This is a genomic window from Desulfovibrio piger, assembly GCF_900116045.1.
In the GTDB taxonomy this organism is placed as follows: Bacteria; Desulfobacterota; Desulfovibrionia; order Desulfovibrionales; family Desulfovibrionaceae; genus Desulfovibrio; species Desulfovibrio piger_A.
On the sequence record NZ_LT630450.1, the window covers coordinates 2,632,027 to 2,657,642 of the forward strand.

A 25,616-nucleotide genomic window follows, 5' to 3' on the forward strand; every position below is an offset into this window, starting at 1 on the left:
TTCTGTCATGCTGATGCTTTATCTCATTCGCATGGAGAAAGTCTCCTGCACAGGAGGCGCAGTGATGTTTTGCGTTTCCGCCATGTTCTTATAGATGCTGGCATAGTCCAGAGTTTCCTTGAGCGTATCAAAAGAGGCATGGACGGTTCGCGCACCGTTGATGATGTGGTCTTTTTCATACTGAACACGCAGGCCGACTTTGCCCTCTTCCGTCTGGAATATTCTCAGCTCAAATATTCCGCCGTCACCCGTTTCAACCTTCAGCTCGTGTTCCTGTTTGCCGTAAAAATCCATGCCGGAAGGCCGGAATCCGGCTTTTTCCATGGCTTGGCGATAGAAGTCGCCCTCCGTTGCCGAAGCTGCGGAGAGATCCTTCTCAGGATGCGTCATGGCATCGGCAAAACCGAGCAGTGCGGCATCCTGGCGTGCGAAATTCAGGGCGTCTTCTCTGCTCTCAAACTGCTTGAAGCGGACACCGGGCGGGCCTTTCACAAGGGAGTGCCAGAGATTGTCGTCATACAGGCAATGGATGGGCCACCTCGTAGTTTCACGCACATGGGAACGGTTCAGAAGATACCCGACCGGACTGTGCGTGACGGCGTACTCCGTCTGGTCCCCCTGCTCACCAAAGGTAAGCGTACAGACACGGTGGTCTTTCGGTGCCGCGTCTGCCATGGAGAAGGGGGCGTCGGGAGTTTCCTGCCTGGTCTCTTCTGCCGGAGTCGTGTCGGCCCCGGCGTCGGAAGTCTTTGGTGTCCAGTGGGAAACATAGCTCGCGTCATCCTGCATACGCTGCAACTCCCGGATGATGGCGCTATGATTTTCCCGCGCCAGGGTCAGTTCCTCCTTCTGGGGAAACTCCCTGCCGAGCGCTTCTCTGGTTGTTTCCAGTTCCGCCTTTTCATGACGGCAGGTTTCCCGGAATTTTTCCATGGCTTCATCGAAACCTTTGGCCAGGAAGTTGTCCATGCGCTGGAACAGACCGGAAAGACTGAGTTTGTTGTCAAAGAGATAGACGAGATTGTCCGGCTTGAACTCCTGTCCATCCGTACCTGTCACAACGATTCTGAACCCCTCCTTGCCGCCGAAGGACTGGGCATAGCGTTCAAGGTGCATGGCGAAGCCCCGATAGGAGCCGAACAGTACCCTGGCTCCGGCATTGCGCGTGATCTCCTTCACGCAGCCGAGCAGAATATCCTTTATTTTTTCGCCGTCTCTGTCCGTCAGCATCTTGTCTCCCGCAAAGAGTTCTATACGGATTTTTTCCTTGTCTTTTTCCTTGATGATATGGGTGTGGCTGTCCCGGTGCCGGATGTTGGCGGCGTAGGCGCTTTCCGCCTTGGCAAGACGCTCATCGGTTCCGTTGAGCCACTTCAGCCTGTCGCGCAGACGATGCTGTCCCCGCTGATGCTGGGAATACAGGGCTTCCAGCTTGCGAAGGTCTGCGGCAAGCTGAACCTGCATGAGAATCAGCGGATTGCCTGAAGCTGCGGCCTTCATTTCGGCGGCGTTGGCGGCCTCGCTCTGCACGTCGTCGATAACGCGCTGGAGCAGATCGCCCTTGCGGAACTGCTCGATGGCAGCCGCCTTGTACTCTATGGTCTGCCACATCCGGGCGTCATACGTCTGTTTGGTGGCATAGTTGTAAATGCCCACGGAGAAGTGTTCCGGGTCGCGCTCATAGAACAGGTTGCCCTGGCGGATAATGCGCCCGTTGCGCTGTTCCAGGTCGGAAGGCCGCCAGGGGGCATCAAGATGATGTGCGGCCACCAGACGTTTCTGGACATTCATGCCAGCGCCCATCTTGCTGGTGGAGCCGAGCAGGATACGAACATGGCCGGCATTCATGTCGGAAAAGAGTTTTGCCTTGCGGATGTCGGTGTTGGCCTCATGGATGAAGGCGATTTCTTCCGGCGGAACCCCCCGCGCGACAAGTTTGCTTCGTATGTCGTCATAGACGGAAAACTTTGACGACAGCGCAATGACGGCATCCATGTCGGAAGCGACGGAGGTGTCTTCACCGCTGTCGTCCTTTTCCGCCTGTGTTGTTCCGTGAGATTCCTCATCCTTCTGTTCAGGCAGAAGTGTGCCGTCCACGTCCAGCAGCGTTTCCAATTCCAGGTCGTTACGGTTGGCCGGTGCGGAAGTCGGAGTTCTGCCGCCCTTGGGGGTGGACAGGTCGCAGAAGACAAGCTGCGTGCCTCTGTCCGCCGCCGTGTCGCTCCAAATGTGATAGATGCGTTCAACGGCGGCGTTGACCTTGGACCCTGCAAAATCATCCGCGTGCGGTTCTATCAGGCGATAGTCCAGACCGGCCTTGCGGGCGTCGTTGGTGATTTTGAGCGGATTGTCCTGACGCGGATCGGGAGGAAGGTTTTCCATGCGGTGGATGATTTTTTCCATGTAGGCCGCCTGTTCCCCGGAGCGTTCGGCCACATCGTTATACGGCTTTCCATCAGTGACGGGAGGCGTCAGGGGGCGCAGCCCTGCCTGCTTTGCCTGTTCATCCAGATCGTTTTTGGTGACGACATCGGCAAAGGTCCGGTACATGGCAAGCAGTTCCGGGATGTTCTGGAATTTGGCGAAGCGGCTTTTGAGCTTGTAGTTCACCCCTGTGGCGTCAAGTTCCCAGCCGCTTGTGACCTGGCCGAAGGTGGAGGCCCAGGAGTCAAAATGGTCGATGCCCTTGGCCTGCAATTCCCCATACTGCATGTAGCGCTGGAGCGTGTACACTTCGGCAATGGTATTCGATATGGGGGTGCCGGTCAGAAAGTACACGCCCCGGCCTTCGTTTTTCCGTTGCAGGTAGCGGCACTTGATGAAGAGATCGAGCGCTTTGGCCGAACCTGTGATATTGCCCAGACCTGAGACGTTCATGGTGGTCTGATAGGCAAGGTTCTTGAACTCGTGGCTTTCGTCCACAAAGAGCGCATCCACGCCCAGGTCGGCGAAATCAACGGAGGTATCCTTTTTCCCCGTGCCCGCGAGCAGAAGTTCATAGCGGGCTTCCATGTTTTCCCGCTGCTTTTCAAGCTGCTTGACCGTGGCCCGGCCGCCTTCCGCCTCCTTCACGGCCTCAATGGCTTCCAGCACCGCATCAATCTGCTCCTTCAGAATCTCCCGCTGAATGTCGTGAGGCATGTCGATTTTACGGAAGGAGCTGTGCGCGACGATAACGGCATCCCAGTCTCCGGTCGCAATACGGGAAAAAAGCCGTTCCCGGTTCTGTTTGGTGAAGTCGGTCTTGTCCGCCACCAGAATATGGGCATTGGGATAGAGCTTGTAGAACTCATCCCGCCACTGGTGGAGAAGGTGGTTGGGGACGACCACCATCGGTTTGGAAACAAAGCCCATGCGCTTGGATTCCATGATGGTCGCTATGCAGGCCATGGTCTTTCCCGCGCCGACGACGTGATCGAACAGGGCCGTGCCTTCCTGAATGGCCCGCCAGACGGCATCCTTCTGGTGAGGCCGAAGTTTTACTTCTGAAGAAGCGCCGACCAGCTCAAGATGGGAGCCGTCATACCTGGGAGGCACGTTCGTGTTGAAGCGGTCGTTGTAGAGCCTGGACAGGCTGGCTCTTCTGTCGTCATCCGTCCATATCCAGTCCGTGAAGGCCTGTTTTATTTCGTCGGCCTTCTGCATGGCTGCGGCGGTCAGCTCCTGGTCCAGAACCGTGATGGGTCTGCCCTGTTCGTCGCGCTGGCCGGTTTCCTTTTCCACCTTGATGGGCTTGTTCATCAGAAGGGCTTCAATGATTTTTTCCGCAGGGTATTCCGGGATGCCCCAGACGTTGGTATTCAGCGCGGCATCGTACAGATAGACACGGACGCTCCATCGACCGAGCGTGGGCAGGTAATCCACCTGCTGAGAGCCTTTTCCGCCATGCAGATGTTCGATGAAGTCCGATATGACGGAAGGAGGAAGCCAGGCGGAGCCGAACTTGACGCCGATGTCCACGGCTTCTATGTCGGGCGGCAGAGCCTCCGTAAGCGCTTCCACATTGGGCAGAAAGCGAGGGTCGGAGCTTGCGGCGTCCCGTGCCTGACGCAGTTTTGCCCGGACATTGCCCGTGAGATACTTATCCCTGATTTCCCAGAGTTCCGTGGCGGGGTTGAGAAAAATAAGGCCCTGTTCCTGCAAGTCCCGCTGAATGACATCGGTGGAGCGTCCGAGAAGCTGTTCCATGCGGGCAAAGTCCACCTTGCCGCTTTCCCGAAGCGCTATGACAAGGGCATCCTTGGGGCTTTCCGCCTGTTGGGCGAGCGTCGCCGGTTTAAGCACACGCTGTCGGAATACGGCAGCTTTTCTGGCGGAAGCGGGTCTGGCCTGTCTGCCGGTCTTGCGGGCCACATCCGGCGAAATGCCCTTGTCGTAGTCCGCTTCCAGGGATTCCAGCAGAGCGTGTTCAGGGTCTTCCCGCATGAGGCTGCGGTTGGTTTGTGAGTTGAGGTGCCCGTATTTTTTGACAAAGGCGTCGTATTGCGTGTTGAGCCGCTGGCGCAGGTTCGCCATACGACTTTCACTTCCTTCGCCTTTTTCCTCATTGAGCAGCTCACGCAGGGTATCCCTGAGCTGAATCATGGAAGCCAGGCGCAGTCGGGCGGTTTCATTTTTTACGGTGACGGGTTCATAACCTCCGTCGCCGAACTCCCCGGAAGTCTTGAAGACGATTTTTCTGCTTTGAGGTTCAACGCAGAGTGCGCCCATTTTCAGGGACTGGAAGTAGTCGGAAGCCAGGAAGTCATGATTGAGACCGGATTCGGCTTCACGGACTTCGGCAGAGGGTAAGGGGCTGAACTGCACGGCAGGCAGCGCGTCCAGACGCCGGGCTATTTCTTCGCCGAGGTCTGTCTGAGACGCATCGGACACGCAGTTCAGGCTGTCCTCGAACATGCCCCCGGAATACGCCATTCTTCCGATGATCTGTTCCGGGCGGGAAGCGAAGTAGCTGTTGACCACGGCGGTGCGCCTGCCGCCGTGCTTGAGGTCGTCCACTTCCATGCTGGACGTGTGGAGCCACTCCAGACTCCGCTTGTTTTCGCCGTTGTGCTTTTGAAAGAAAACGATGTCGGTGGTGACATCCGTCAGGGCATTTTGCCGGAAAGCGGTTTCAGGCAGGCGCACCGCGCCCAGGAAGTCGGCATATCCCGCGATATGTTCGCGGGCGGAGGAATCGACGGCATCCATGAAGTAACGGCTGACCACAAAGGCGGCTATGCCGCCCTCGCGCAGCAGGCGCATGGACTTGGCGAGAAAATAGTTGTGGATGGAAAATTTTTTCAGTTCGGGAAATTCGGGGTCGTAGAGAGACTGATTCCCGAAAGGAGGATTGCCCACTGCAAGGTCGAAACTCGGCGTGTTGAGGGGGATGTTCTGAAAGCCGTTATTGATGTGGCGGGCTTTGGGGTACAGGTATGCGGCAATGGCCGCTGTTGTCGGTTCCAGTTCCACGGCCAGGAACCGGGCCTGGAAACTTTCCGGGCAAAGTCCGATAAAATTGCCGATACCCGCCGAAGGTTCGAGAATGTGGAGTTCCTTTCCCGTTTCAACGCCGAGTCTGGAAAGCCCCTGATAGATGCCCCTGATGACGGTTTCCGAGGTATAGTGAGCGTCCTGTGTGGAGCGCCGGGCGGCCGCGTATTCATCGGGGGAGAGTACGCCTTGAAGTTCCCGGTATTCCGCCGCCCATTTGTCGTTTTTGGGGTCAAAGACCTGCGGAAGACCACCCCATCCGACAAAATGCACCAGCGTGCTTTTTTCTTCCGGGGTGGCCAGTTTCGCGCCGTTGGCCTGGAGCTGCTTCAGCAGACGTATGGCGGCGAGGTTATCCGCATATTTTTTCTTTGCGCCGCCGACGCCAAGCTGATCTTCCGGGCTTATCCGGTAATTTTCAGGTTCATCTCCACCCCGCAGCTTTCCAAAATCTCCCAGTCCGACATCCCCCGCAGGCTCGCCTGCCGGGCGGATTCGCTGCACAGCGTCCTCTTCTCTATGGCCTGCTGCTGATCCAGTCGTATCTGCAAGGCCAGATTCCCTTCCTCTTCCAGGCGCTTCAGTTCGTCGGGACTGTTCAGTGCCCAGCGGTCGAGAATCAAGTAGGCTGAATTGGTGAACCCTCTGACCTTGAGGTCGTGAATGGTTTCTGGCTTGAGAACGGTTCTGGCGATGTCCAGCGGGTTTGTCTGTCTGTCCAGCATGGGAAACCTCCTGAGTTGAGGAATGTTGTTGTCTGAAGGCCGCGACTTCCTGCACGGTCAGGTAGTCTTCGTTTCCTTTCCGGAACAGCTCTTCCGGCGTGTCCCTGTCGCCGTCGATGAAGCGCACGATGTCCAGGGAAGGACTGTACATGCGTCCCCCGTCCGACGTTTCATAAACAGAGAAACCGCGTCCGTTCACGCCGAGCCTTTTCGGGGGGATGCTGTCATCGGGCGGAAGCAGCGGCTTCCGTTTGCCGGGATGTTCCGGTTCTTTCGGAAGTTCTTCGTGTGAGGCGGGGCTGACCGGAGGCGTAGCGGACGGGGGCTGTTCGTGCGTCGGCTCCCGGAGTATCCGTGTTCCGGCTTCTTCCCTTATGTCATCCTGAATGTTTTCTTCCCTGATCTGTTCGATATGGCTGACCATGATGTCGAACAGCGACAACTGACGGGAATCACTGGTCTGCTTGCGCCGTCTGGCCATACTGTCCTTTCCTTGCCGCTGGGCGGAGGAAAGGCGGCGCGTCGAAATGAAGACAGCCTGTTCCTACTCGCCGGGCTTTTTTTCCTGGGCGATTGTCAGCTTTGCGGCGTTTTCAACGACAATGCGCCCGTTTTCTTCATAAAAAACAACCTTATCCCCTTCCTTCACGTCGAGCTTTCTGCGAATGGCGAGGGGCAGCGTGATCTGACCGCGCGAAGTGACCTTGGCAAGTTCCATGAGTTCTCCCTGAAATCTTATTTACAAGATAAATCTTACTTATAAGATTAGTGAGAAGGGAAGCGTTCGTCAAGACGGGTCAGGGAAAGAGGGCGTCATAAAACGGACTCATTCAAAAGGCCGCGCGTAATCATCTGGACGATGCGTTCTTTGGCATCGGCGTCGTCGGCGCGGGCCTTATGGGCGAGTTCGAGAGCCAGCGGCACTTGTGAGGCCGTGAAATCACAGGCGGGAAAACGAATGCCGTCCAGAATCCAGGTGGGAGTTGAGGTGATTCTGGATTGCGAGGCGATAATATCCGCGCCTACGACAGGAGCGACCTGTTGCAGAGAGTCGGCAAAGTCTTCCGGCACAATGGCCGCATCCTGAAGCGCCGTTTGCAGCGCAGCCTCATAGGGTTTCGGAACGCCGAGAGGTGTCCGGGGCACCACGGCATTCCAGAAGCTGTGCGCGGCGTTCGGAGAAAAGCGCAGGAGTGCTTCAAAGCTCAGGGCTTTTTTCAACGACTCTCCGTAGTTGTCCGAAGGGCTGTGACGCACGACAATGCACATGCCGGGATTTTCCCGCTGTGCCCGGAGCGGTTCCTCAATGCCGCAGTAAGGACATTCCAGGTTGACCCAGTATTCCATGATGTCGCCCTGAAATTCTTTTGTCGGCCTGCCGTCCAGACAGGTTCTGCCGGAAAGGGCAGCATCGGGCGCGTAAGGCAGCGCCAGGTCTTTTGAAAGTTCCGCCTTTACGCCAGCTTCCACGGCTATCCGGTCGGACACGGGCGTTCCGGCATGGGCAGAAGGAACCGATCCCGACAAAAGACAGATGAAAAGAGTAATAAGTTGTACGAGTCGCGTCATAACTGTTCTCCGGTGCGGTATTGTCGAAGGGGACTTGCCATATTGGCGGTTACGAGTTATATAAAAATATAACTTATGGAGGATGACGATGTACACAGCTAATTTGAGAAAAGTCGGCGGTTCAGTGATGCTGGCCGTTCCTCCCGCCATTTTGGAAATGCTGCAAATGGAATCGGGGTCATCGGTAAGCATGGCCGTGGAATCCGGGCGTCTGATTATTGAGCCGAACGTCAGGAAGAAGTACAGCCTGCAGGAGCTGCTAGCCCAATGTGACCCTTCCGCGCCGCTTTCCTCTGAAGATGGTGTGTGGACAGGGTCGGGAGCCACGGGCAGGGAGCTGATCTGATGCGGCGTGGTGATATTTATCTGGTGACGCTTGACCCTACAGAAGGGCATGAGCAGCAGGGAACGCGACCGGTGTTGGTGATTTCTCCCGACGAGTTCAACAGAGTGACGCAGGTTCCCGTAGTGTTGCCGATTACCAGCGGGGGGAATTTTGCCCGTACCGCAGGATTCGCCGTGTCGCTCAGCGGATGCGGCACACGCACCACGGGAGTGATCCGTTGTGACCAGCCCAGGGCGCTGGACTTGCGGGCGAGATCCGGCAGACGGCTGGAACAAGTACCGCCCGTCATTATGGATGAAGTTCTTGCAAGGTTGGCGACCATTTTCAGCTAGCCGGGCTTTTTCTCTTTTATGCCGCATGGTCATAGTGTTTCTCCTGGGAGAGCTGCACAAGCTGGGGAACGCGCAGCTGCGCTTTTTTCAGGGGAGGGTTGGCAAAGAACATGGTGCCCCGGACGATTTGCCCGCTGAAGATGAAATGGGCTTCGCCTTCGATCTGTTCCTGCAAGTCGCGCAGGACGACGCGGTCTTCCTGTTCCACGGTGGTGTTCATGGCGTCGCGGTAACCTGCGCTTATTTTTTCGTTGACGTTGAAGCCGGTGGTGCGGAGGACGGTGCCTTGTCCGGCCTGTCCCCGTATGAGTTCCCAGGTTTTTTCCGCGTCCTGCATTTTCATGAAGATTTTTATGGAGGTGTTGGCCACCATCTGCTGCGCGCCTTTTTTGTCTGCTTCCAGAATACCGGCGTAATCCTGGGAGGCGACGATGGCGGCTATGCCGAGACCGCGCCCCTGGGTCAGCACGACCTCAAAGCCGGGGGTGACGATGGCCGCATATTCATCCACGATGCACAGATACGGGCCGATGCCCACAGTGTCCGTGGGCAGGGCTTCCAGCACGTCGGCGGCGTCGCCTTCAATATGTGCGCCGAGGCCAACGGCACAGGCGTTGCGTATGGCGGAGAGGCTGATTTTTCCGAGGCTGGCCAGTTCTGCGGGGGCTTTTTCCAGCGAAGGCAGAAGAACGACCAGCACGCGGCGCTGCATGATGGCGTCTGCAAAATCGACTTCTCCGTCTTCAGCCCCGTAGATGTGGGAATAGGTGTCCGTCAGGCTGGAAAGGGCCTTTCCGAAGTAGCTCTGGGCATAGCCGAACTGCTCCGCAAAGGACTGGGGCTGGTCTTTCATTTCCCGTCCGGCAATCCAGCCGCAGGTGCCGAGAGCCGCATGGATGGAGGCGCGGGACTCTTCATCAAGCTCCGCCCGCAGCGCGAGGGCGACACATTTTTCAAGCGCCAGCGATTCACGGATGACGCTGGTGGAGAGCTTGAGCAGCCCTTTGTCGCGCAGGTCCACCAGGGCGTACATGACGCCGGAAATCAACGCCTGCGCCTTGTCGGCAAAGATGCTGTTCGCCCCGTCGGACGCGGGCATGAGGGAAACAAGAAGCTGCGTCAGGGCTTCCGCACTGCCGAAGGTGAAGGGATTGTTGGTGTTGGAAAGACGGCGCGGAGTTTTTCCTTTGACTTTGCCGGAAGTGCCGTAGTTCAGCACGCGGAAGTCGTCGTCCCGTCCCAGAAAGCGGGCCATCTGCCATATCTGTACGGCGAGTTTCGGACTTGCTTTCGGGTCGATGTAGAACAGCCCGCTTCCCGTAGCCAGAGCATTGTATGAAAGGGAAACGAGGGTTTCCGTCTTGCCGGAACCGGTGGTGCCGAAAAGCAGGCAGTGGGTAAGAATGTCCTTGGCCTTCAGCCAGAGTTCTTTCTGGTCCTGTACCCTGTTTCCCAGGAAGAAGATGCCCTCCGGTCTGGCGTAGCCGCGTCTGCCGGGCAGAGGATCGCCTTTATCCGTGCCGGAGAGACCGAGCGGCATTCGGAAAGGCAGCCTTTCGTCTTCGACATAGACGCAGCGGGCGGCAAACAGAGCAAGCCCGGCGATAAAGAACGGCATGGAGAGCGAGGGAAAAAGAAAAAGACACACCCCCGCCGCAAAGATGCCGCCGGTTTGCACATGGCCGAGCCTGAGCGTGTCTCCCAGGCGTTGCAGCGGGGAGCGCACATCCCGGAAGAGCCGTTTCCGTTCCTGCGTTTCGTGGTCTTCAAGACCTCTGATTTTTCGTTCCATACGCACCTCAATAGTGTTCTTCCGCCAGGGAAGGGTCGTCGTTGGCATCGTATTCCGGGTCGTTTTCTGCCGCAGCGTACACCATATCCGACACAGGTTCCGCCTGCTCCACGGCAGGCGTAAAGGACTGCTCGAACATGGGCGGAATGAAAATGTCCGTCAGCCAGCCCTGGGCGGACAAGGAATCCTTGAGACTCGTGACGGCGAGAGCAACGTGAGGCTCGGTCAGGGCCTGCCCCGCCTGTTCTTCTGCCTTGTAGTGCGCCCAGGGAGCCAGGCTTTCCACCCACGCGGTTCTTCCCCCGCATTGGTTGAGCGCGTACCAGAGCGGCCTGTCCAACGGGCGAAGCCACAGGAACTGGGAACTGGCCAGAACGCCTTTTTTCCTTGCCCGGCACAGCAGCGCCATGAACCACGGAAGCTCGAATGCCGCGTGGATACGGAGGGATTTTTCGGAAAGAACGGACTGATGCCTTTCCCAGATGCGGTTCAGATTCAGATGGAAGTTTTTTTGTTCCAGAACGGGGCATGTCGCCCTGTCGCGTTTTTCCCGATAGGAGGATGAGACGGCATCCAGTACGGCAACGCAGCCTTTTTTGTCGCCGTCCGCATAGGCCAGGAATGCGGCGGCCAGCGCACGACGGCAGGCAGTCATGGCCGTATAGTTCTCGAATGGTTTGCCGAGCTGGGCCTGAAAGGCGGCGAGAGCTTTGTCTTCATCCAGCCTGGCATTGCCCCATGCGGGAAGCTCCGTATCCGCCAGCCCGTTATGCAGAGCCTGTTCCGGAGTGAAGGCTTCACCGTTTTCATTGAGCAGAAGTTCCTGTTCCAGCGCGAATTGAACGGGAGTTCGGGCAATGCGCCATAAGCCGGAATCGTAGGATTTGGGCGAAAGCAGGTACTTGCCGCGACCAACGACCGGTCTGAGACAGGGGAAGGATTCCGCGTTGTTTTTCAGCAGGCTTTTCATGCTGAAATGCCGGACGAGCCTTCCCACCCGACCTATGAAAATGGCGGTGCAGCCGCACAAAAGCAGAAGCAGCGCGAGCGGCCATCGCATCCATGACCCGGCATAGCGCAGCAATCCCCGCACCTGTTCCCAGGTCAGCGCGGCGGGTTCCACCTCGGTGAGACGCTCAAGGATGGTCCGTACTTCTTCTGAAAAAGGCGCAAAGACTCTGAGCTGGATACTTGCCAGCCAGACCAGAGGCGCGTTGACGCTTCCCTTATGCGCTGCGTACAGAGCCGGGATGACAACAAAAATCAGCACCAGAAGCGCAAACCACAGAAAAAGCATGTCGTCCCTGTCGTCGCGGAGCTGACTCACTGCTGCGCCTCCTGAAGGGAAGAGAGGCTGAAGATACCCCGGCGACGCAGTTCTTCCAGGTTCGTTCTGACCTTTCTGATATAGGCATCCCTGCGATGGGGCGTTCTGGAATGATACGTGCCTATGGCCAGCCAGAGATCGCCGGTCCGTTCATACTCCTTGCGAAGCAGCCATGCCGCGGCATAGGCGTTGACGCAGCCGTCCCGAAGCAGGGTTTCCGGGGCTATGCCCATGGCGGCCAGTTCATTGACGTGAACGGTATTGATTTGAAAACAGCCCAGGTCCCAGGTGCCGTTGGTGTTGCTCAGAGCTTCGCCCATGCTTCCCCCCTCCGTGGCGAGCAGACCGAAAAGCGCGGCCGGAGGCATCCCGCTTGCACGGGCGGCATCCAGAACACAGCCCGTGGTCAGAGGGCGTGTCATCGGAACGACGACTTTGGCTCGTTCGGCGGAGAAGGCCATGCCGGGAGACAGACAAAGGATGCTCAGAAACAGGCAGAGCGCTCTCATTTCAATTTCTCCTTGAGCTTCACCACATAGTCTCCGCCCGTGCCGTACACCTTGAACGGATTGTTGCCGCCGATGCCGTTTATGGAGTTGAGGACCTGATTGTGAGCATCGTTGATTTTCTGCTGAATGAGGGAGTCAACCTGATGGCACATTCCCGCGACGATCTGGTCCATGCCCGGCAACGTCACGCCAAGGCTGAAAGCGTCTCCGAGGGCATTGATGGAGCCGAGACAGCCGGACAGCGCATCCCGTTCGGATTCAGGGTCGGGAATCATGGTGTTGTGCGTGTCGGATACCCGTCCGTTGCGCTGCTGCATGGCCGAGCCGACGGCATCCCGCATATCCTGACAGGAAGCCGCAAAACAGGGAAAAGCCTGTGCCAGACAAAGGATAAGGAGAAGCGCAGTCCTCATTGTTCCTTCCTCCCTTTCCGGCCTTCAAAAACGGGGGCCCCGTTTTCTCCGACCGGATATATCTGCTTGCAGCGGGGATAATCGGAACAGCCGTAGAACTTGCCTTTGGCGCTGCTGCGCAGGACGAGAGGCTTGCCGCAGGCTTTGCAGGCGTGTTCCGAAAGCGTAGGTTTCGGTCTGGGACTTCCCGGTTTGCCGTTGTCATCGGGAAGTATGGTCTTGCAGTCGGGATAGGCGGAGCAGCTCCAGAACCATGAGTCGTCCTTTTTTCTTTTACGGCGCTGAAGAGCGGCCCCGCAGTCGGGGCAGACATGGGCGGGGCTGGCTTTGCGTTCCAGAATCGGAGCCAGCAGCGTCGGCAGAAGACGTTTTTGTTCCGAGAGAAAGGCGTCCAGACTGCCCTTGCCCTGGGCGATGGCTTCAAGCTGGTCTTCCCATGCGGCGGTGGTGATGGGGTCTTTCAGAGCGGGCGGCGTCAGGTCGATGATTTCCTGCCCCAGCGGCGTGGATACGATGGATTTTTTCTCGGCGACGAGATAGCCGCGTTCTTTCAGCGTCTCAATGATATTGGCGCGGGTGGCTTCGGTTCCGAGGCCCTTGCTTTCCTTGAGCGTGGCTTTCGCCTGACCGTCCTTGACCAGAAGATGGACGTGGGCCATGGCGTCAATCAGGCTCCCCTCGCTGAATCGTGAGGGAGGAGAAGTCTTTTTCCGCACGCTTTCCGCGTTACGGCAGCGCACGGCGTCGCCCTGTTCCATGAGCGGCAGAAGTTCCTGCTCCTGTTCATCGGAATCATCGTCATCCCTGGAAAGCGCCGTCCATCCGGCCTCCAGCAGTCGCCGCCCTGAGGCTTCCCATCGGGTATCTCCGAGAGCAACGGCGATTTTCTGGGCTTCATAGCGCATGGGCGGATGAAATTGCAGACAGTAGGCCGTGGCGATCAGCAGAAAAAGGGCGCGTTCTTCCCCGGCAAGGCTTTCCGCAGGTTCCCCGGTGGGAATGATGGCGTGGTGGGCGGTAATCTTTTTCGTGTTCCAGACCGTGCTTTTCAGGCGGGAATCCGCCTTGCCCGCAAGCTGCTCCAGGCCGGAGACTCCGGCAAGGCGGCTTAGAATGGATGCGGCTTCGCCATGCTGCTCTTCCGGCAGATAGCGGCAGTCTGTCCTGGGGTAGGTGGTGAGTTTCTTTTCATAAAGGCTCTGGGCGACATCCAGGACGCGCTTGGCCGACATGCCGAGTCTGGCGGAAGCGGATTTTTGCAGGGAAGAGAGGCAATGAGGCAAGGGGGCGGGTCTGGTTTTCTTTTCCCGCAGAGATTCCAGAACCGTTCCTTCCTTGCCGTTGACCGATTCCAGAACGGCGGCAACTTGAGCAAGGTCCACAAGACGCCCGGAGCTGTCCAGTCCGTCCTGCGAGTCGGAAGGCACGAAGGTGACGGAACATTCTCCGTGGGGGTGGATAATGCTTGCCCGCAGCACAAAATAATCCGAGGGCTTGAAATGGGCAATCTCCCTGTCGCGGGCCACAACCAGCGCCAGCGTGGGCGTCTGGACTCTGCCGAGGGAAAGCACTTCCGTGCGTCCGTTTTCTCTGCCTGTGATGGTCAGGGCGCGGGTGGCGTTTATGCCGACCAGCCAGTCGGCCATCATTCTGGCGCGGGCGGCGTCCCGCAAAGGCGCATTGGCGGCGTTGTCCGTGATGTTGCCGAGAGCGATGCTGACGGAGCGGTCATCCAGGGAAGGAAGCCAGATACGGAAGACAGGGCCGCGATAGCGGAAATGTTCCAGCACTTCATCAACAAGAAGCTGGCCTTCCCGGTCAGGGTCGCCCGCATGGACGACGGAGGCGGCGTCGCGCAGCAGTTTGCCGATGGTGTCGAGCTGTGCTTTCGACGTGCGCTTGACCACATATTTCCATGAGGAAGGAATGATGGGCAGATGTTCGCGCCGCCATTGGGCATATTCCGGGCAGTAGGCTTCAGGATAGGCGGGTTCAAGAAGGTGGCCGAAGCACCAGGTGACGATGTTGTCTCCGCACCGGATACAGCCCTGTTCCGTGCGTCCCCCGCCAAGTCCTCTGGCAATGGCTTTTCCAAGATTCGGTTTTTCAGCGATGAAAAGTCTCATGCGTTATATCCTCATGCGCTGCGCCGAGGCAGCCTGCTGTTCCAGTAAGGGTGCGTTATGTTCCAGAGCGCCCGGAGCTGGGCGGAGTTTGTCGTCCATTTCCATGTGGAGAACGTGGGCCATCTTGTCGAAAAGCGCGGCAAGCTCCATCACGGAGTCGGGGTCCTGCTTGAGGGCCAGATTGAGGAAGTCCGGGTTCTGGAGGATAAGGCGCGTTTTTGTGACCGGGTTGTCCGTATTCTTGAAGGCAACGGCTGCCTCGGTGAAAGACAGCGGTTCGGAGAAGGCGCTGTTTCGGGAAAGGCGCTCGAAGACCTGCGAGCCGGAAGACTCTTCGGCATGGAAGGAAACGCCGCAGGCCGCGTCGCGCTGCTTCTGAAGTTCCACCAGTTCCGGCCATGCTTCCCGTCTGGGAAACCACCTTGCCGCAGGCTGTTCATCGGATTCAAACTGATGCAGCACCGTCAGTATCTTTGCCGCTTCCGAAGCTGCCTGAAACACGGCTTTGACATCGCCGCCGGAAAATTTCTGATTCCAGTTGGCGATATAGGCGGCGGAATTCGTTTCCGGCATGGGCAGCGCAAGATGCGCGCCGGCCAGCATGGAAAACATTTCCGCGCGCATTTCTTCAAAGGCGTAGCTCTTTATGGTCTGCGCATTTTTCAGCTGACGGTTTTCCCGCGTTTCGTGCCCGGTGGCATGGAAGAACTCGTGCAGTTTGGCGGCGTAATATTCATCCGTACCGCTGAACCGTTCGGGATACGGCAGGGCCACCTCGTTTTTTTCCATGTTGAAGCAGGGATCGCCGCCGTAGTGCCTGACGTGAACGCCGGAGCTGGCGATGAAGCGTTCCACCATCTCATGCCGTTCAATCTGCGTCATGGCATGGGCGGGACGTTCCTTGGCGGGGAATCCCTCAATCTGGGCAGCATTGAAGACCGTGAAAGGATAGAAAAGCGTTTTGCGCTGAACGTCGGGAACGTCCTGCCCCCGGTCCTTCATTTCCTCGATGCGCCGGAGTTCTTCCCTGGTCAGGAATTTCCAGGCTCCGTTTTCTTCCACAATGTAGGCGACTTCCTCCGGCCGCAGCACCTTGACGCCCCGTTCGCCCTTGCGGATGTTCATTTGCAGTTCGGGGTGGGCGTTCTGAAAGCTCTGAAGCTGGTTGAAGGTCATCCACCGGTCATCGGCGTATCCCCTGACAATGGTTGTCAGCAGCAGCCGAACAAGGTTCGCCCCGCTGTACTCTCTGCCGGTCACGGGACAGAACGGCATTCCCACAGGAGTGTCGGAGGTCCAGCCCCGTTGCCAGTCCCCGGCTTTTTCCGCCAGGGAAAGCATGGTTTCAGCGATGCCGTTGACGAACTCTTCCTGGACTTCGCGGCTTATCTGAAAGCGGTTTTTTCTTTCGCGCGGCTGCTCACTCATGCGTTTTCCTCCCTTAGTTCCACGATGACGGAATCCTGCTCGTCGTGCGGATTGAGAAAGCCCGCCAGAACGGCGTCCTCCCTGCTCATCAGGAAGGCCCCGGCGTCGAGCTGACTCTCAATATGCCGGGGCGTAAGGGATACGCGCTCTTTTTCCCGGCAACGGACAGGGGAATCAAAGAGGCCGAAACTGTTGCGCGGAACGTCTTTCATGTCGAACTCCTTTCGGGTTGTTGAATTACCAGCGGCATCGTTTGCGCCAGAGGGTTTCGGTGTATCTGCTCTCCCGGCGTCTGCCCATGAACGCCGTGCGTATCGCCCTGAGACAGGCAAGAGGCGACATGCCGGAGCGTTGAACAAAGAACAGGGCCACAATGCCCAGGCAGGCAATGGCCGCCGTCCACCAGGACCAGTGGAACAGCCACAGCGCCAGGGGAAAGATGGCACGGGCGTCCAGAATGAAAATTTTCGGCGTGAGACCGGTATCCCGCCAGAGAACTTCACCGTTCATGACGTTTCCTCCAGAGCGAGTGCGTGGGACGGACTGTTTTGCCTTGCCTTGCGCTCCGCCAGAATGGCCTGATAGATGTCCCTGCCTATGTGGCCTCCGGCATAGGCGCGTTCGGCGGCATCCTGTATGCGCTGGCCGGAGGAGGAAAGCAGTTCTTCGGCCTGCGGAATCAGACGTTCCAGGGGCGTGTTCAGCAGGGTTTCCCGGATTTCGGGAGTGAAGGCCAGATATTCGCGCAGCGCCGTGCGTCCGCTGTTGTCCGGCAACGGAACGAGACGCTGGGAAATGATGAGCCTGAGACTGGAAATGAGCGTCGCCGTGATTTGCAGCCTTTCCGCAATGGGAAAGACGTTGATGATGCGGGAAAGGGTTTCCGGTACGGAGCGCGTATGCACCGTGGAATAGGCGGCAACGCCTATTTCCGCGCTTTCGATCATGCCCCGGAGCGTATCGGGATCACGGCTTTCCCCGATGAGCACCACGTCCGGCGCCGTGCGCGTTGAGTTGCGCGTGGCCGTAAGAAACGATTTCAGATGTTCGGGAATGGTGCTTTGCGATACCGGGCCTCCGGGGTTCGGTATGGCGTCAAAGTCGAATTCTATGGGGGATTCATAGGTGCTGACGTTGCGCCCGCCCTTTTCAATGATGCGTCGAAGAATGGCGGCGAGCAGTGTGCTTTTTCCGCTTCCCATGACGCCTGTGACCAGAACCAGGCCGTTGGACGGCATGGCATGGTCCAGAATTTCCTGTTCCACATGCAGGTCTTCCAGGGCCGGGGGCATGGAAGGAATGGCACGGAACACGATTTTGACGCCGGTGGAATAGCCGTCGGCCACCGGGGTGGCATTGCCGCGATAGCGGCGGCGCACACCTCGGCTTTCCTCGATTTCATGGGCAAAGTCATAGTCCGACTGGCCGGACTTGATGAGCGCGGCCACGGAATTGTTCCGGGTCAGACGTTCCAGTGCGGACAGAAGTTCATCGGTCGTAATGGCCCGCTGCGTGACCATCCGCCATGTTCCGTTGAGGCGCATCCATGCCGGAAGCGCGGAACGCAGGCACAGGTCGGACATGCCGCAACGGGTTCCCCAGAGCAGCAGGTCGTTGATGCCCGCATAGTCCCAGCGGATACGCGGTTCACGAGGATACCAGCCGGGATTCGTCATGGTCATTTTCTCCCCTTTTTTACGGAAGGAGACGGGGCGACCGTGAAGGATGACGGCGCGGTAATCCGATAAACGCGCTGGCCGATGTTCAGCTTGTTTCCGTTGTCCGTGGTGTGCATTCCCAGGTCGGAAGAGGCGGTGCTGATGCGGCTCAGAAGATGCTGGGCCGTGAGCAGATGATACAGCATGGCTCCGCGATAGCTCCGCACCATCCGCGCCACGTTGTCCGCGTAAAGCTGATCCGCCTCTTTCAGCCCCTGTGTCCAGGCATCACGCACGGCGCGTCGCCAGATGGCCCGCTCTTCGCTGTTTTTGGGCAGAACGGCGGGGTTCGGTTTTTCCGGTTCGGGAAAATCGTCCATCATCAGAAAGGTTCGCCAGTGAGGAACAACCGCGATGTACTGTGCCGGTTCAAGCATTTCATAAGTCGCTTTTGCTGCTGTCGCGGTTCCCGGCTCTTCAATCCGCATGGAGGCTCCGGCCCGTGCCAGAAGCGGCGGCATGATGAGGGCTTCCCCCTGCGTCAGAACAAGCGGCGTGAAGTTGAAGGCGGCATCCATGATGGTACTGAACTCTTCGGTTCTGGCGGCAAGCTGTCGGTAGCGCCAGGTTATGGCCGTCTGAAACGTAACAAGCCGGGCCGCCTCCTTGATGGCTCTGGGGCGCATGAGCTTGACGGCGGTATGCTCTTTTTCACTGCCGCCTTTCATTTCCAGAAGTTCCGCCAGCTCGTCGGGATCGCCTTTGCGCGGTCCCGAAGCGGGGTCGGCGGGAACATGCACGGCCAGGTATTGCCCGTTGCCGTCTTCAGCATAGGAGGCGTCGTAGGGGGTGAAGGCATGGTCGTCGTTTGTTTTGTCCGCTGCTTTCGGCGCATTGACCGTGCCGGGGGGAACGGGCACGGGAGTCGTGGGGGCATTTTGCGGGAGCATTCCCGCGCACCCGGTCAGAGAGACGGCTGCGATGAAGGCCAGCAGAAGAGAAGCCGCCTTCCGGGGACCGAAAAGACGAAGCCGAAGCGCAGGGATGAGACGGGCGAACATCGTCATGAATGAAGCTCCTTACCGGTGGTTCTTGCCAGCGTGAGAACGCGGTTGATGGGGTCGAAACGCACGGCGGCCTGGGGCTGTATCTGCCATGCGATGTCTTCCAGAAGTTCATGCGCGGGACGGTTCAGCCCATGCACCACCACGGTCATGACCTGTGCGGAGGGTGTTCCCGCTTCCCTGTAGCGAAAGCCGAGTTGCAGGCAGATTTCCTTGAGCGCTCCTTCCACGGGTCCCGTCCAGGTAATGGAGACAGGCAGATTCAGCGAAGGGTCGGAAGGCTGCAGCAGAGGCCGCAAGCCCTGTCCGCGCAGTCTGGCGATCATGGCGAGTTCCCCATGAGCCTGTTCTGCCGCGTGTCCCAGGGTGGTTGATACGAAATCGGCGGGCGGAGGAGCGGAAGACTGCTCCCTTCCCACGCAGGCGGCGAGAAAAAGACAGCATAAACACAGCACAAGGTTGCGGAACATGATGGACCTCCTTTATGGATGAAAAGACACACCCCGTCCGCCTTACGGGCGATGGGAAACGACGCCGACTCCTTGCAGCAGCCAGCGACCGAACGGCAGAAAACGGCGGTTACGCAAGAGGGAAATGCGCCAGAGCGTCGTGAGGATTCCAAGAAGACATGGCAGAGAGATGAGACAGAGGGCGATGACGGACAGCATGGTTCGCTGCCATATCGCCGCCAGAGCGCAGAGGATGACGGGAGCGATAAAAAGCGGAACGCGCAGACGCAGCACCCTGATGACGCCGGGAATATCCGCGTCGTCGGCGATGCCCCAGGCGGCAAGCAGCAGAGAAAAGTCCTGAGCAACCGCGTGTTGTTCCTGGGAAGAGCGATGACTGCGGAAAAAAGCGACACGGGCACAAAGTCTGTTCCGAAGAAGGGAACATTGCAGCCTAGACTCGCAAAGAGCGGTAACAAAAGCCGTGGTCGAGAGATACTTTTTCATAGGCGTCAGCTTCTGAAGTTATCCTGTGATACTCGTGAAGTCTGGGAAACTCCTGACGGCGATTGCGTCGGCATCGCGTGCCCGGAGCCGGGGTTGTTCCATTGCCTCGAAATGTCGCCGCGAAGCTCTCTTGCGCCCTGCGCCCCGGAGCTGACGGTATTGGTGGAGGCGATGAAGATGCTCTTGACTCCGGCCTGGTCTTCCTTTTCTCCCAGCCCGTGGATTTGCTGACCTATCCAGCTGGTCACATGCTCCGGCAGGTAATGGATGAGGGAGAAGAACTTGTTGGCCGCCATGATGACGACGATGCCGAGGATGACCAGCATGGAGAACGTGCCGGTAATGCCGAGAATTTTGGTTTGTGCGGTTCCGGCGACGAACATCTCAAAGCTGGCTCCGAGAAGTCTGCCGAGGACATTCATGAGAATGACGGCGGCAAAGAATCCCGCCACCATCAGAGGAGGACGGATGATGATGGCAAGGAGAAGAAAATAGCCTCTTTTGCCGTGCTGACCGGCAGCGCCGTCTCCGTCGGGCAGCGCATGGGCGCACAGCCAGAGCGGGGCCGCGATCAGGGCTTCCACAATGAGGATGATCCAGCCCACCAGGGCCGAAATCCAGCGGATGAAGGGAATGGCGGGCAGGTAGTATGCCAGCGCCAGCCCGTACAGCAGAAGGGGAAGAAAAACGGCGAACAGGGCAAAGGAGATATACTTGTCCAGATTCGGAATGGCCTTGCCTACGAGGGGCAGCTCCTTGCCCATGGAGTGCGCCACATCCACGACGCCGAGAGCCGAGGCCAGCCCCCATGCCGTACCGATGAAGTAGTCCCCCACATTGGAAATCGCCATGATGGGGTCCTGGCTGGAGAGCTTTTCAACGGCAATGGGCAGAATGTTTGCGGCGACCAGCTGATTCAACGTGGCCCGCAGCCAGTTGGTCAGCTCGTCAAAGGCCCGGCCTTCATCCGTCACGGACGGCGTGGCCGTGATGTCCGTGATTCCCCTTCGGCTGGAATAGGCGGTCTTGATATAGTTTGCCACACGTTCCTTCGCGGCTTCATAGTCCTGCAGGCCGTGCGTCCAGGCATACAGTTCGGAGACGGTATATTGGTGCGGGCTGTAGGTGATGCCGGAGTACATGGCCTCGCGGACTTCCTGATTGATCCATGCTATGGACCAGTAGGAAGAACCGGCGATGAGCCAGCCGTACTGGGCGGAGTTTTCCTGGAAGTCGGCGAGTTTGCTTTGAAGCTGTCCCTGTCCGGCATAGCTTTGCAGTTCGGAAAGAATGGTCTCGTTGACCTGATTTGCGGCGCTGTGCAGCGCGCGGGGGTCAATGGAGGAAGACGGCGTTTCCGGGTCGGCAAGCTGCTGCGCTACAGAGGAAAGGGCGGAGATGGCCGTTCCTACGGCATTGACCTTGCCCCTGCACAGGGCATCGCTTTCATCCACACAGGACACCTGAATGGAACCCGCGTTGCCGTTGAAAAGGAACTGGTATTCTCCCCCGGAGCGGAACCAGTTGCTTTTATAGTTCCATTCTCCGCCCGGCGGGATGTTCATGCCGCGTCGTTCGTTCAGGTAATACTGGAGCGTCAAAGATTCCAGAGCGCCGTTGGTAATGGCCGCATAGTGCGTGACGTTCTGGTCCGGTGCCTGTACGGTGATCTGACCGGCGTGTTCCACAAAGTAGTCGGTCCCCAGTTCCCAGACAAAATTGCCGAGGTTGATGGAAAAGCCGATGCAGGCCAGAATGGCCACCTGGAAGAGACTCAGCCCCTTGAAGATAGGAGCCAGAGCGCCCATGGCCCCCACAAAACGCAGGGGCATCCACAGGGAGCTGAAACGCTTGCCGAAGGGGACGCCTTCATGCGCCGTTCCGGCCACGGCCAGAGCCATGACCCACAGGAACAGCGCGGAAATGACGGCCAGCGCCACCAGATTGAAGGCGCTGAAAATCTGGAGCATCAGCTCCGAAGCCTGCGAGCCTCCAAGACCGGCTCCCCAGGTATCCCACCCCTGTCCGAGGAAGGTGTCGAGAATCTGCTTGCTGGCATCCGTGGGCAGAAGAATTTCCGAGGTGGCAGGGAGTTCAGAGGCCATGGCGTCTCCCCCTTTCTTCATTGAGGGTGTTGTTGACTTTGTGTCCAATTGAGCTACACTTTCTAAAAACAGGAGGACAATCATGCCTGCCAACGATTATGTTCGCGCCCGCATTGACCCCGCCATCAAGAATGAGGCCGCCGCCGTACTGGCAACCATGGGGCTGACGGTATCCGATCTCTGCCGCATGGCGCTGGCCAGAGTGGCTCATGAAAAGCGCTTGCCTTTCAGCGACGATATTCCCAATGCACTGACCCGTGAAACTATAGAGAAGGCGGAACGGGGAGAGGAAATATTTCACGCCAAGGATGCGGAAGATCTTTTCAGACAGTTGGGGATATAAGTGCGTAACTCCACTTTTACCGCTCAGTTTCGCCGTGATCTGAGAAAGGTGGAACATCGCGGCTACGATATGCAAAAGCTGAAAACGATAATCATGCTTTTGCTTAATGAGGAACCACTGCCTAAGCATTGTCGTGACCATGCCCTCAAAGGAGAGTGGAAACCATACCGGGAGTTGCATATAGAGCCGGATTGGCTTCTTGTGTATAAAGTAAGCGAGAATGAGTGCGTTTTTTATCGTACCGGCACCCATGCCGATCTTTTTTCGCTGTAGCAGGCGCATGGCGGTCTCCTACTGCTGTGCGCCGACCATGCGGGCATAAAGGTCGTCCATGTCCCTGCCGGTGGTTCCTTCCATGCGGGAAAGGAAGCTAAGCGCCGCAATGACGGTCAGGCGGTCCATAAGCTCCATGTTTTTCCGGGCAAGCTCCATCTGAAAAGCCTGCATGACCGCCATTTCCCGCAACAGTCCGGCATCCGTGGCCGTGGCTATCTGGGCAAACCAGTTGGGGTTGCCTACGCGCATCTGTGAGAGCAGTTTGTAAAGCCCGGCTTCCGAAAGTTTTCCGTCCACAATGCCGGGAGGAGTGCCGCTTCCTCCCGCTTCCGACCACTGATTCTGCGCCCATTCGGTCACGTCTTCCGGCAATGTGGGAGCGTGCAGCACGACGTGGTGGTTGAGCGCTTCGGTAACGGCGGCCAGACGTTCTTCATGAACCTTCCTTGCCGCCGCGTAGGTCTGCCCCGCCGGAGTTTCCTTCTGTGCGTCCGTGACCATGGGAAGCGGACGGGGATTGGCCAGTGTCTTGATGGATTCATGCGCCTGCGCCACCTGGTCTTCCGTAAGCGTGCTTTGGAGCGGAAAGAGGGCATCCAGACTTTCCGGTTCGGAAGGCTGGTCGTCGGCCAGAATACGGTGCAGAAATTCCACCGGCTTTGTGCCGGGCGTGTTGGCATAGGCGAACTGTTTTTCCCTCATGGTCGCATGAATTTCCTGCCCTGCCTGTGCGCCGAGCTGTATTCCCGCGCCCAGCGAGGTTGCGCCGCAAAGCCCTGAAGGCTGGGCCGCCGTGCCGTACAGGTCTTCGGTTTTCATGGCTTCGCCCGCAACGGCCTGCCCCTTGATGGCGGCGACATTGCTTTCCTTGAGCGCGACCAGCGCCCGGACGACGGTCGCCGTTTCGCTTTTGATGGTGCCGATGATATTCTGTGCGGCCAGCAGAATTTCCGAACGGATGGCCTGGGCTTCCGCAGCGGTATAGGCGTTGACGGCCTGAATCGTTTCAGATTTGGCCGCAGAAATCATGGCGTTGATGGAACCGCAGCCGCAGCCTCCGGCCCAGACCGGGACCGGAAAAAGAACAATCGCCAGGGCAAAAAAGAGCTTTTTCATTGTTCCTCCGCCAGTTCATTGGCAATTTCCAAAATGACGTTGACGACTTCATCGTCGGAATCGCTCCTGTCCTCCACCTGCCGTCTGCGTCGTTCCACTTCGGCCTTGGCCGAACCTCCGGGAAAGCGTCGGGCCAGTCTGCGCAAGGCCTCGGACGGTCCCAGCCTTTGGTAAAGATGGTTGCGGATGGTCACGTCTTCCGTGGTGGTGCTGAAGGCCCAGAGGGACTGCCCGCCTATGGTCAGACTGAGGACAAGCTGCGACATGCCCGAACCTGTGCGGAACAGGGCCACGAGATTGGAGCCTGCCTTGCCGGGCTTTCCCAGACGGGAAAGGGCATGACGGCAGGCCCCGTTCAGACCGAAGCGGAGACTCAGATTCTCAATGCTCTTTTCCGTGCCGGACCCCAGAATGACGACCGTGGTGGCCAGTTCGTCCGTGATGATTTTGGGAATATCGTCGATGGATTGCGTATAGAGACCGATGGAAAGGTTCCATTTGCGGCTTTCACGGGCCATGGTGGTCATATCCGCCTGCAACTGGCCGGAAACCGAGGTGTTTTTGGTGACGCGATGCGCTTCGTCGTAGCAAAGCCTTTTGGGGTCCTCCCGAATCGCCTCGATTCGCCCGGCATGATAGTCCCGGTAGGCTTCGGGCATGAGTTGCACATCCGCAGGCATCAGGAAGAAGCGTGAACCGAGGACGTGCCGGGCCAGCATATACATGACGGCGGACTGGCGATCCGCCGTGGAACCGCCGCGCGGAGCCACTTCATCAAGGTCGAGGCTGACGATCTGAGCGTCGCCGAGGTCGAATTGCGTGGGTTCCTTCAGGATGACATAGGCGTCGATGGCATCCAGAAGGGAGCGCCAGACATTGAGGATGAGATTTTCGTCATAGGTGTTCTGGATACCTTTGTTCTGCCTGATTTGCGAGCCGACATCCGCCAGCAGAGGCACGGCGTAGCGCTGGGCCTGCAAGGCTTCATGGACATAGCCCCGTTCAAACAGTCCATCGACCACTTCCCACCAGGATGTGGAAGCGTCCCGGCGTATGCCTTCTTCCGTGATGAGGGCGTGCAGCTTCGGAAGCACGTTCGGCTGGTAAAGCCGGGGGTGATGGTTGTCGGAGAGTTCCTCATAGGCGAGATCAACCGCTCTGCCTATGAGTCCGGGAACGCCGTCTGCCGGGGCCGTGACATCCAGAGGCGTGGCCAGCAAAGACAGCAGATTGACCAGAAAGGCCTTGTGAGACGGCAGAGGTTTTCTGTTGCCGAGCGGCGTATCAAAGGGATTGATGGCATAATCCGGCGTCATCCTGAGCCTGTGATAGGCCGCGAGATGTTTGCAGCCTTCAGGCAGATTTTCCTTCAGCAGCGTTATCAGCCCGGAGCTGGACGGACCGACATCCACGATGGACAGCCACGGCAGACGTGACAGTCCGCTCTGAGTGACGAACGCGAAGTTGAAGGCATTGAGAAAAACGGACTTGCCGCCGCCCATGGGGGCAACGCCGAGGTCTATCCAGGCGGCCTGTTCCGAAGAGTTGGCCGCATACGGCATGATTTTACCGTCCTGGGTTCGGAACAGCAGGCTTCCTTCCCGCCACGGCGACGCCGGACGCAGCGGCAACATGCCAAGAGCGTCCTGCAAGGGCGCGGCGGTGACGGGAGCCGGACTTGCGGGCATCATGGCGGGAAGCGTCGCGGTAAAACCGAGAAGCGGGTCGCCTGTGGCTTCGGAAACATCCGCCGTTCCCCATCCCTGAACGGTTTTGGAAAGTTCCGCGACGCGCCGCCGAAGCAGCAGATGGGCTTCCTGCTCGGAATCCGTCACGCTGGCCCAGGTGCAGAAGCAGATGCGGAACCGGATGCAGCATACGCCTTCAAGGTCCAGCTCTTTCAGGGCATCGACGGCCTTATTGAACTTTTTGTTGTCCGAAGAGCTGAAGGCCAGAATGGCCGCAAGCAGGGGCCGGAGGCCCATGTTCAGGCCGCCGTCTTCCAGCAGGAAGGAAATGCGGTACGGCAGTCGTTCATCACGCCTGGCAAGTACCC

21 protein-coding genes are annotated in these 25,616 nt (G+C 58.2%); 4 read left to right on the top strand and 17 right to left on the bottom strand.

Going from position 1 to position 25,616, the window contains the following annotated elements; all coding sequences use genetic code 11:
- Nucleotides 1-18 precede the first annotated feature (18 nt).
- The 3 genes from DESPIGER_RS11720 to DESPIGER_RS11740 all read right to left on the bottom strand — a co-directional run bounded on the left by DESPIGER_RS11720 (nucleotide 19) and on the right by DESPIGER_RS11740 (nucleotide 7,769).
- Nucleotides 19-6,681, bottom strand: coding sequence for an SNF2-related protein (locus tag DESPIGER_RS11720; RefSeq protein ID WP_231927577.1), 6,663 nt, complete (start codon nucleotides 6,679-6,681; stop codon nucleotides 19-21).
- 63 nt (nucleotides 6,682-6,744) lie between these two features.
- Entirely contained in the window at nucleotides 6,745-6,918 is a 174-nt protein-coding gene (locus DESPIGER_RS12715) for an AbrB/MazE/SpoVT family DNA-binding domain-containing protein (RefSeq protein ID WP_083575400.1), read from the bottom strand.
- A 95-nt stretch (nucleotides 6,919-7,013) separates the two neighbouring features.
- Entirely contained in the window at nucleotides 7,014-7,769 is a 756-nt protein-coding gene (locus tag DESPIGER_RS11740; RefSeq protein WP_156831704.1) for a DsbA family protein, read from the bottom strand.
- An 88-nt stretch (nucleotides 7,770-7,857) separates the two neighbouring features.
- Here DESPIGER_RS11740 and DESPIGER_RS11745 point away from each other — a divergent pair, with 88 nt between their 5' ends.
- Nucleotides 7,858-8,115 carry an antitoxin gene (locus DESPIGER_RS11745; protein ID WP_072337184.1) on the top strand — a complete coding sequence of 86 codons (258 nt, stop codon included), beginning with the start codon at nucleotides 7,858-7,860 and terminating at the stop codon, nucleotides 8,113-8,115.
- Nucleotides 8,115-8,447, top strand: coding sequence for a type II toxin-antitoxin system PemK/MazF family toxin (locus tag DESPIGER_RS11750; protein WP_072337186.1), 333 nt, complete (start codon nucleotides 8,115-8,117; stop codon nucleotides 8,445-8,447). Before DESPIGER_RS11745 ends, DESPIGER_RS11750 begins: the two co-directional genes overlap by 1 nt.
- A 16-nt stretch (nucleotides 8,448-8,463) precedes the next feature.
- Here the strand turns inward: DESPIGER_RS11750 and DESPIGER_RS11755 are convergent, their stop codons facing one another.
- Genes DESPIGER_RS11755 through DESPIGER_RS11815 form a run of 13 tightly spaced genes read right to left on the bottom strand, consistent with a single transcriptional unit; the run spans nucleotide 8,464 to nucleotide 21,825 of the window.
- A complete protein-coding gene (locus DESPIGER_RS11755) occupies nucleotides 8,464-10,239 on the bottom strand; it encodes a type IV secretory system conjugative DNA transfer family protein (protein WP_072337187.1) in 1,776 nt (591 codons plus the stop codon).
- Between the two features lie 7 nt (nucleotides 10,240-10,246).
- On the bottom strand, nucleotides 10,247-11,566 hold the full coding sequence (locus DESPIGER_RS11760; RefSeq protein WP_072337189.1) for a hypothetical protein: 1,320 nt from the start codon (nucleotides 11,564-11,566) through the stop codon (nucleotides 10,247-10,249).
- The gene (locus tag DESPIGER_RS11765; RefSeq protein ID WP_083575402.1) at nucleotides 11,563-12,075 is read right to left on the bottom strand and encodes a lytic transglycosylase domain-containing protein; all 513 of its coding nucleotides are present in this window, start codon (nucleotides 12,073-12,075) and stop codon (nucleotides 11,563-11,565) included. The genes DESPIGER_RS11760 and DESPIGER_RS11765 overlap by 4 nt, the downstream gene beginning before the upstream one ends.
- The gene (locus tag DESPIGER_RS11770; RefSeq protein ID WP_072337191.1) at nucleotides 12,072-12,488 is read right to left on the bottom strand and encodes a hypothetical protein; all 417 of its coding nucleotides are present in this window, start codon (nucleotides 12,486-12,488) and stop codon (nucleotides 12,072-12,074) included. Before DESPIGER_RS11770 ends, DESPIGER_RS11765 begins: the two co-directional genes overlap by 4 nt.
- Nucleotides 12,485-14,614 carry a DNA topoisomerase 3 gene (locus DESPIGER_RS11775; protein ID WP_072337192.1) on the bottom strand — a complete coding sequence of 710 codons (2,130 nt, stop codon included), beginning with the start codon at nucleotides 14,612-14,614 and terminating at the stop codon, nucleotides 12,485-12,487. The genes DESPIGER_RS11770 and DESPIGER_RS11775 overlap by 4 nt, the downstream gene beginning before the upstream one ends.
- Before the next feature lie 3 nt (nucleotides 14,615-14,617).
- Nucleotides 14,618-16,042: an ArdC family protein gene (locus DESPIGER_RS11780; RefSeq protein WP_072337194.1), complete on the bottom strand. Its 1,425-nt coding sequence runs from the start codon at nucleotides 16,040-16,042 to the stop codon at nucleotides 14,618-14,620.
- Nucleotides 16,039-16,254 carry a hypothetical protein gene (locus tag DESPIGER_RS11785; RefSeq protein ID WP_072337195.1) on the bottom strand — a complete coding sequence of 72 codons (216 nt, stop codon included), beginning with the start codon at nucleotides 16,252-16,254 and terminating at the stop codon, nucleotides 16,039-16,041. Before DESPIGER_RS11785 ends, DESPIGER_RS11780 begins: the two co-directional genes overlap by 4 nt.
- A 25-nt stretch (nucleotides 16,255-16,279) precedes the next feature.
- On the bottom strand, nucleotides 16,280-16,552 hold the full coding sequence (icmT, locus tag DESPIGER_RS11790) for an IcmT/TraK family protein (RefSeq protein WP_072337197.1): 273 nt from the start codon (nucleotides 16,550-16,552) through the stop codon (nucleotides 16,280-16,282).
- Nucleotides 16,549-17,724: a type IV pilus twitching motility protein PilT gene (locus DESPIGER_RS11795; RefSeq protein WP_072337199.1), complete on the bottom strand. Its 1,176-nt coding sequence runs from the start codon at nucleotides 17,722-17,724 to the stop codon at nucleotides 16,549-16,551. The genes icmT and DESPIGER_RS11795 overlap by 4 nt, the downstream gene beginning before the upstream one ends.
- Nucleotides 17,721-18,767, bottom strand: coding sequence for a type IV secretory system conjugative DNA transfer family protein (locus tag DESPIGER_RS11800; protein WP_072337201.1), 1,047 nt, complete (start codon nucleotides 18,765-18,767; stop codon nucleotides 17,721-17,723). The genes DESPIGER_RS11795 and DESPIGER_RS11800 overlap by 4 nt, the downstream gene beginning before the upstream one ends.
- Nucleotides 18,764-19,234 (bottom strand): DotD/TraH family lipoprotein, encoded by a 471-nt coding sequence (locus DESPIGER_RS11805; protein WP_072337203.1) that lies wholly within the window; start codon nucleotides 19,232-19,234, stop codon nucleotides 18,764-18,766. The genes DESPIGER_RS11800 and DESPIGER_RS11805 overlap by 4 nt, the downstream gene beginning before the upstream one ends.
- Nucleotides 19,235-19,276: 42 nt before the next feature.
- Entirely contained in the window at nucleotides 19,277-19,720 is a 444-nt protein-coding gene (locus DESPIGER_RS11810; protein ID WP_072337205.1) for a hypothetical protein, read from the bottom strand.
- Between the two features lie 5 nt (nucleotides 19,721-19,725).
- Entirely contained in the window at nucleotides 19,726-21,825 is a 2,100-nt protein-coding gene (locus DESPIGER_RS11815; protein ID WP_072337207.1) for a DotA/TraY family protein, read from the bottom strand.
- A gap of 82 nt (nucleotides 21,826-21,907) precedes the next feature.
- On the opposite strand from DESPIGER_RS11815, the gene DESPIGER_RS11820 reads away from it, so the two are divergent.
- Both DESPIGER_RS11820 and DESPIGER_RS11825 read left to right on the top strand, forming a co-directional pair.
- Complete coding sequence (locus DESPIGER_RS11820; protein WP_072337209.1) at nucleotides 21,908-22,168, top strand: type II toxin-antitoxin system RelB/DinJ family antitoxin; 261 nt, start codon at nucleotides 21,908-21,910, stop codon at nucleotides 22,166-22,168.
- Nucleotides 22,169-22,441, top strand: coding sequence for a type II toxin-antitoxin system mRNA interferase toxin, RelE/StbE family (locus DESPIGER_RS11825; RefSeq protein ID WP_072337211.1), 273 nt, complete (start codon nucleotides 22,169-22,171; stop codon nucleotides 22,439-22,441).
- An 18-nt stretch (nucleotides 22,442-22,459) separates the two neighbouring features.
- Here DESPIGER_RS11825 and DESPIGER_RS11830 read toward each other — a convergent pair whose 3' ends face one another.
- The gene (locus DESPIGER_RS11830; protein ID WP_072337213.1) at nucleotides 22,460-23,560 is read right to left on the bottom strand and encodes a hypothetical protein; all 1,101 of its coding nucleotides are present in this window, start codon (nucleotides 23,558-23,560) and stop codon (nucleotides 22,460-22,462) included.
- Nucleotides 23,561-25,616 lie beyond the last annotated feature (2,056 nt).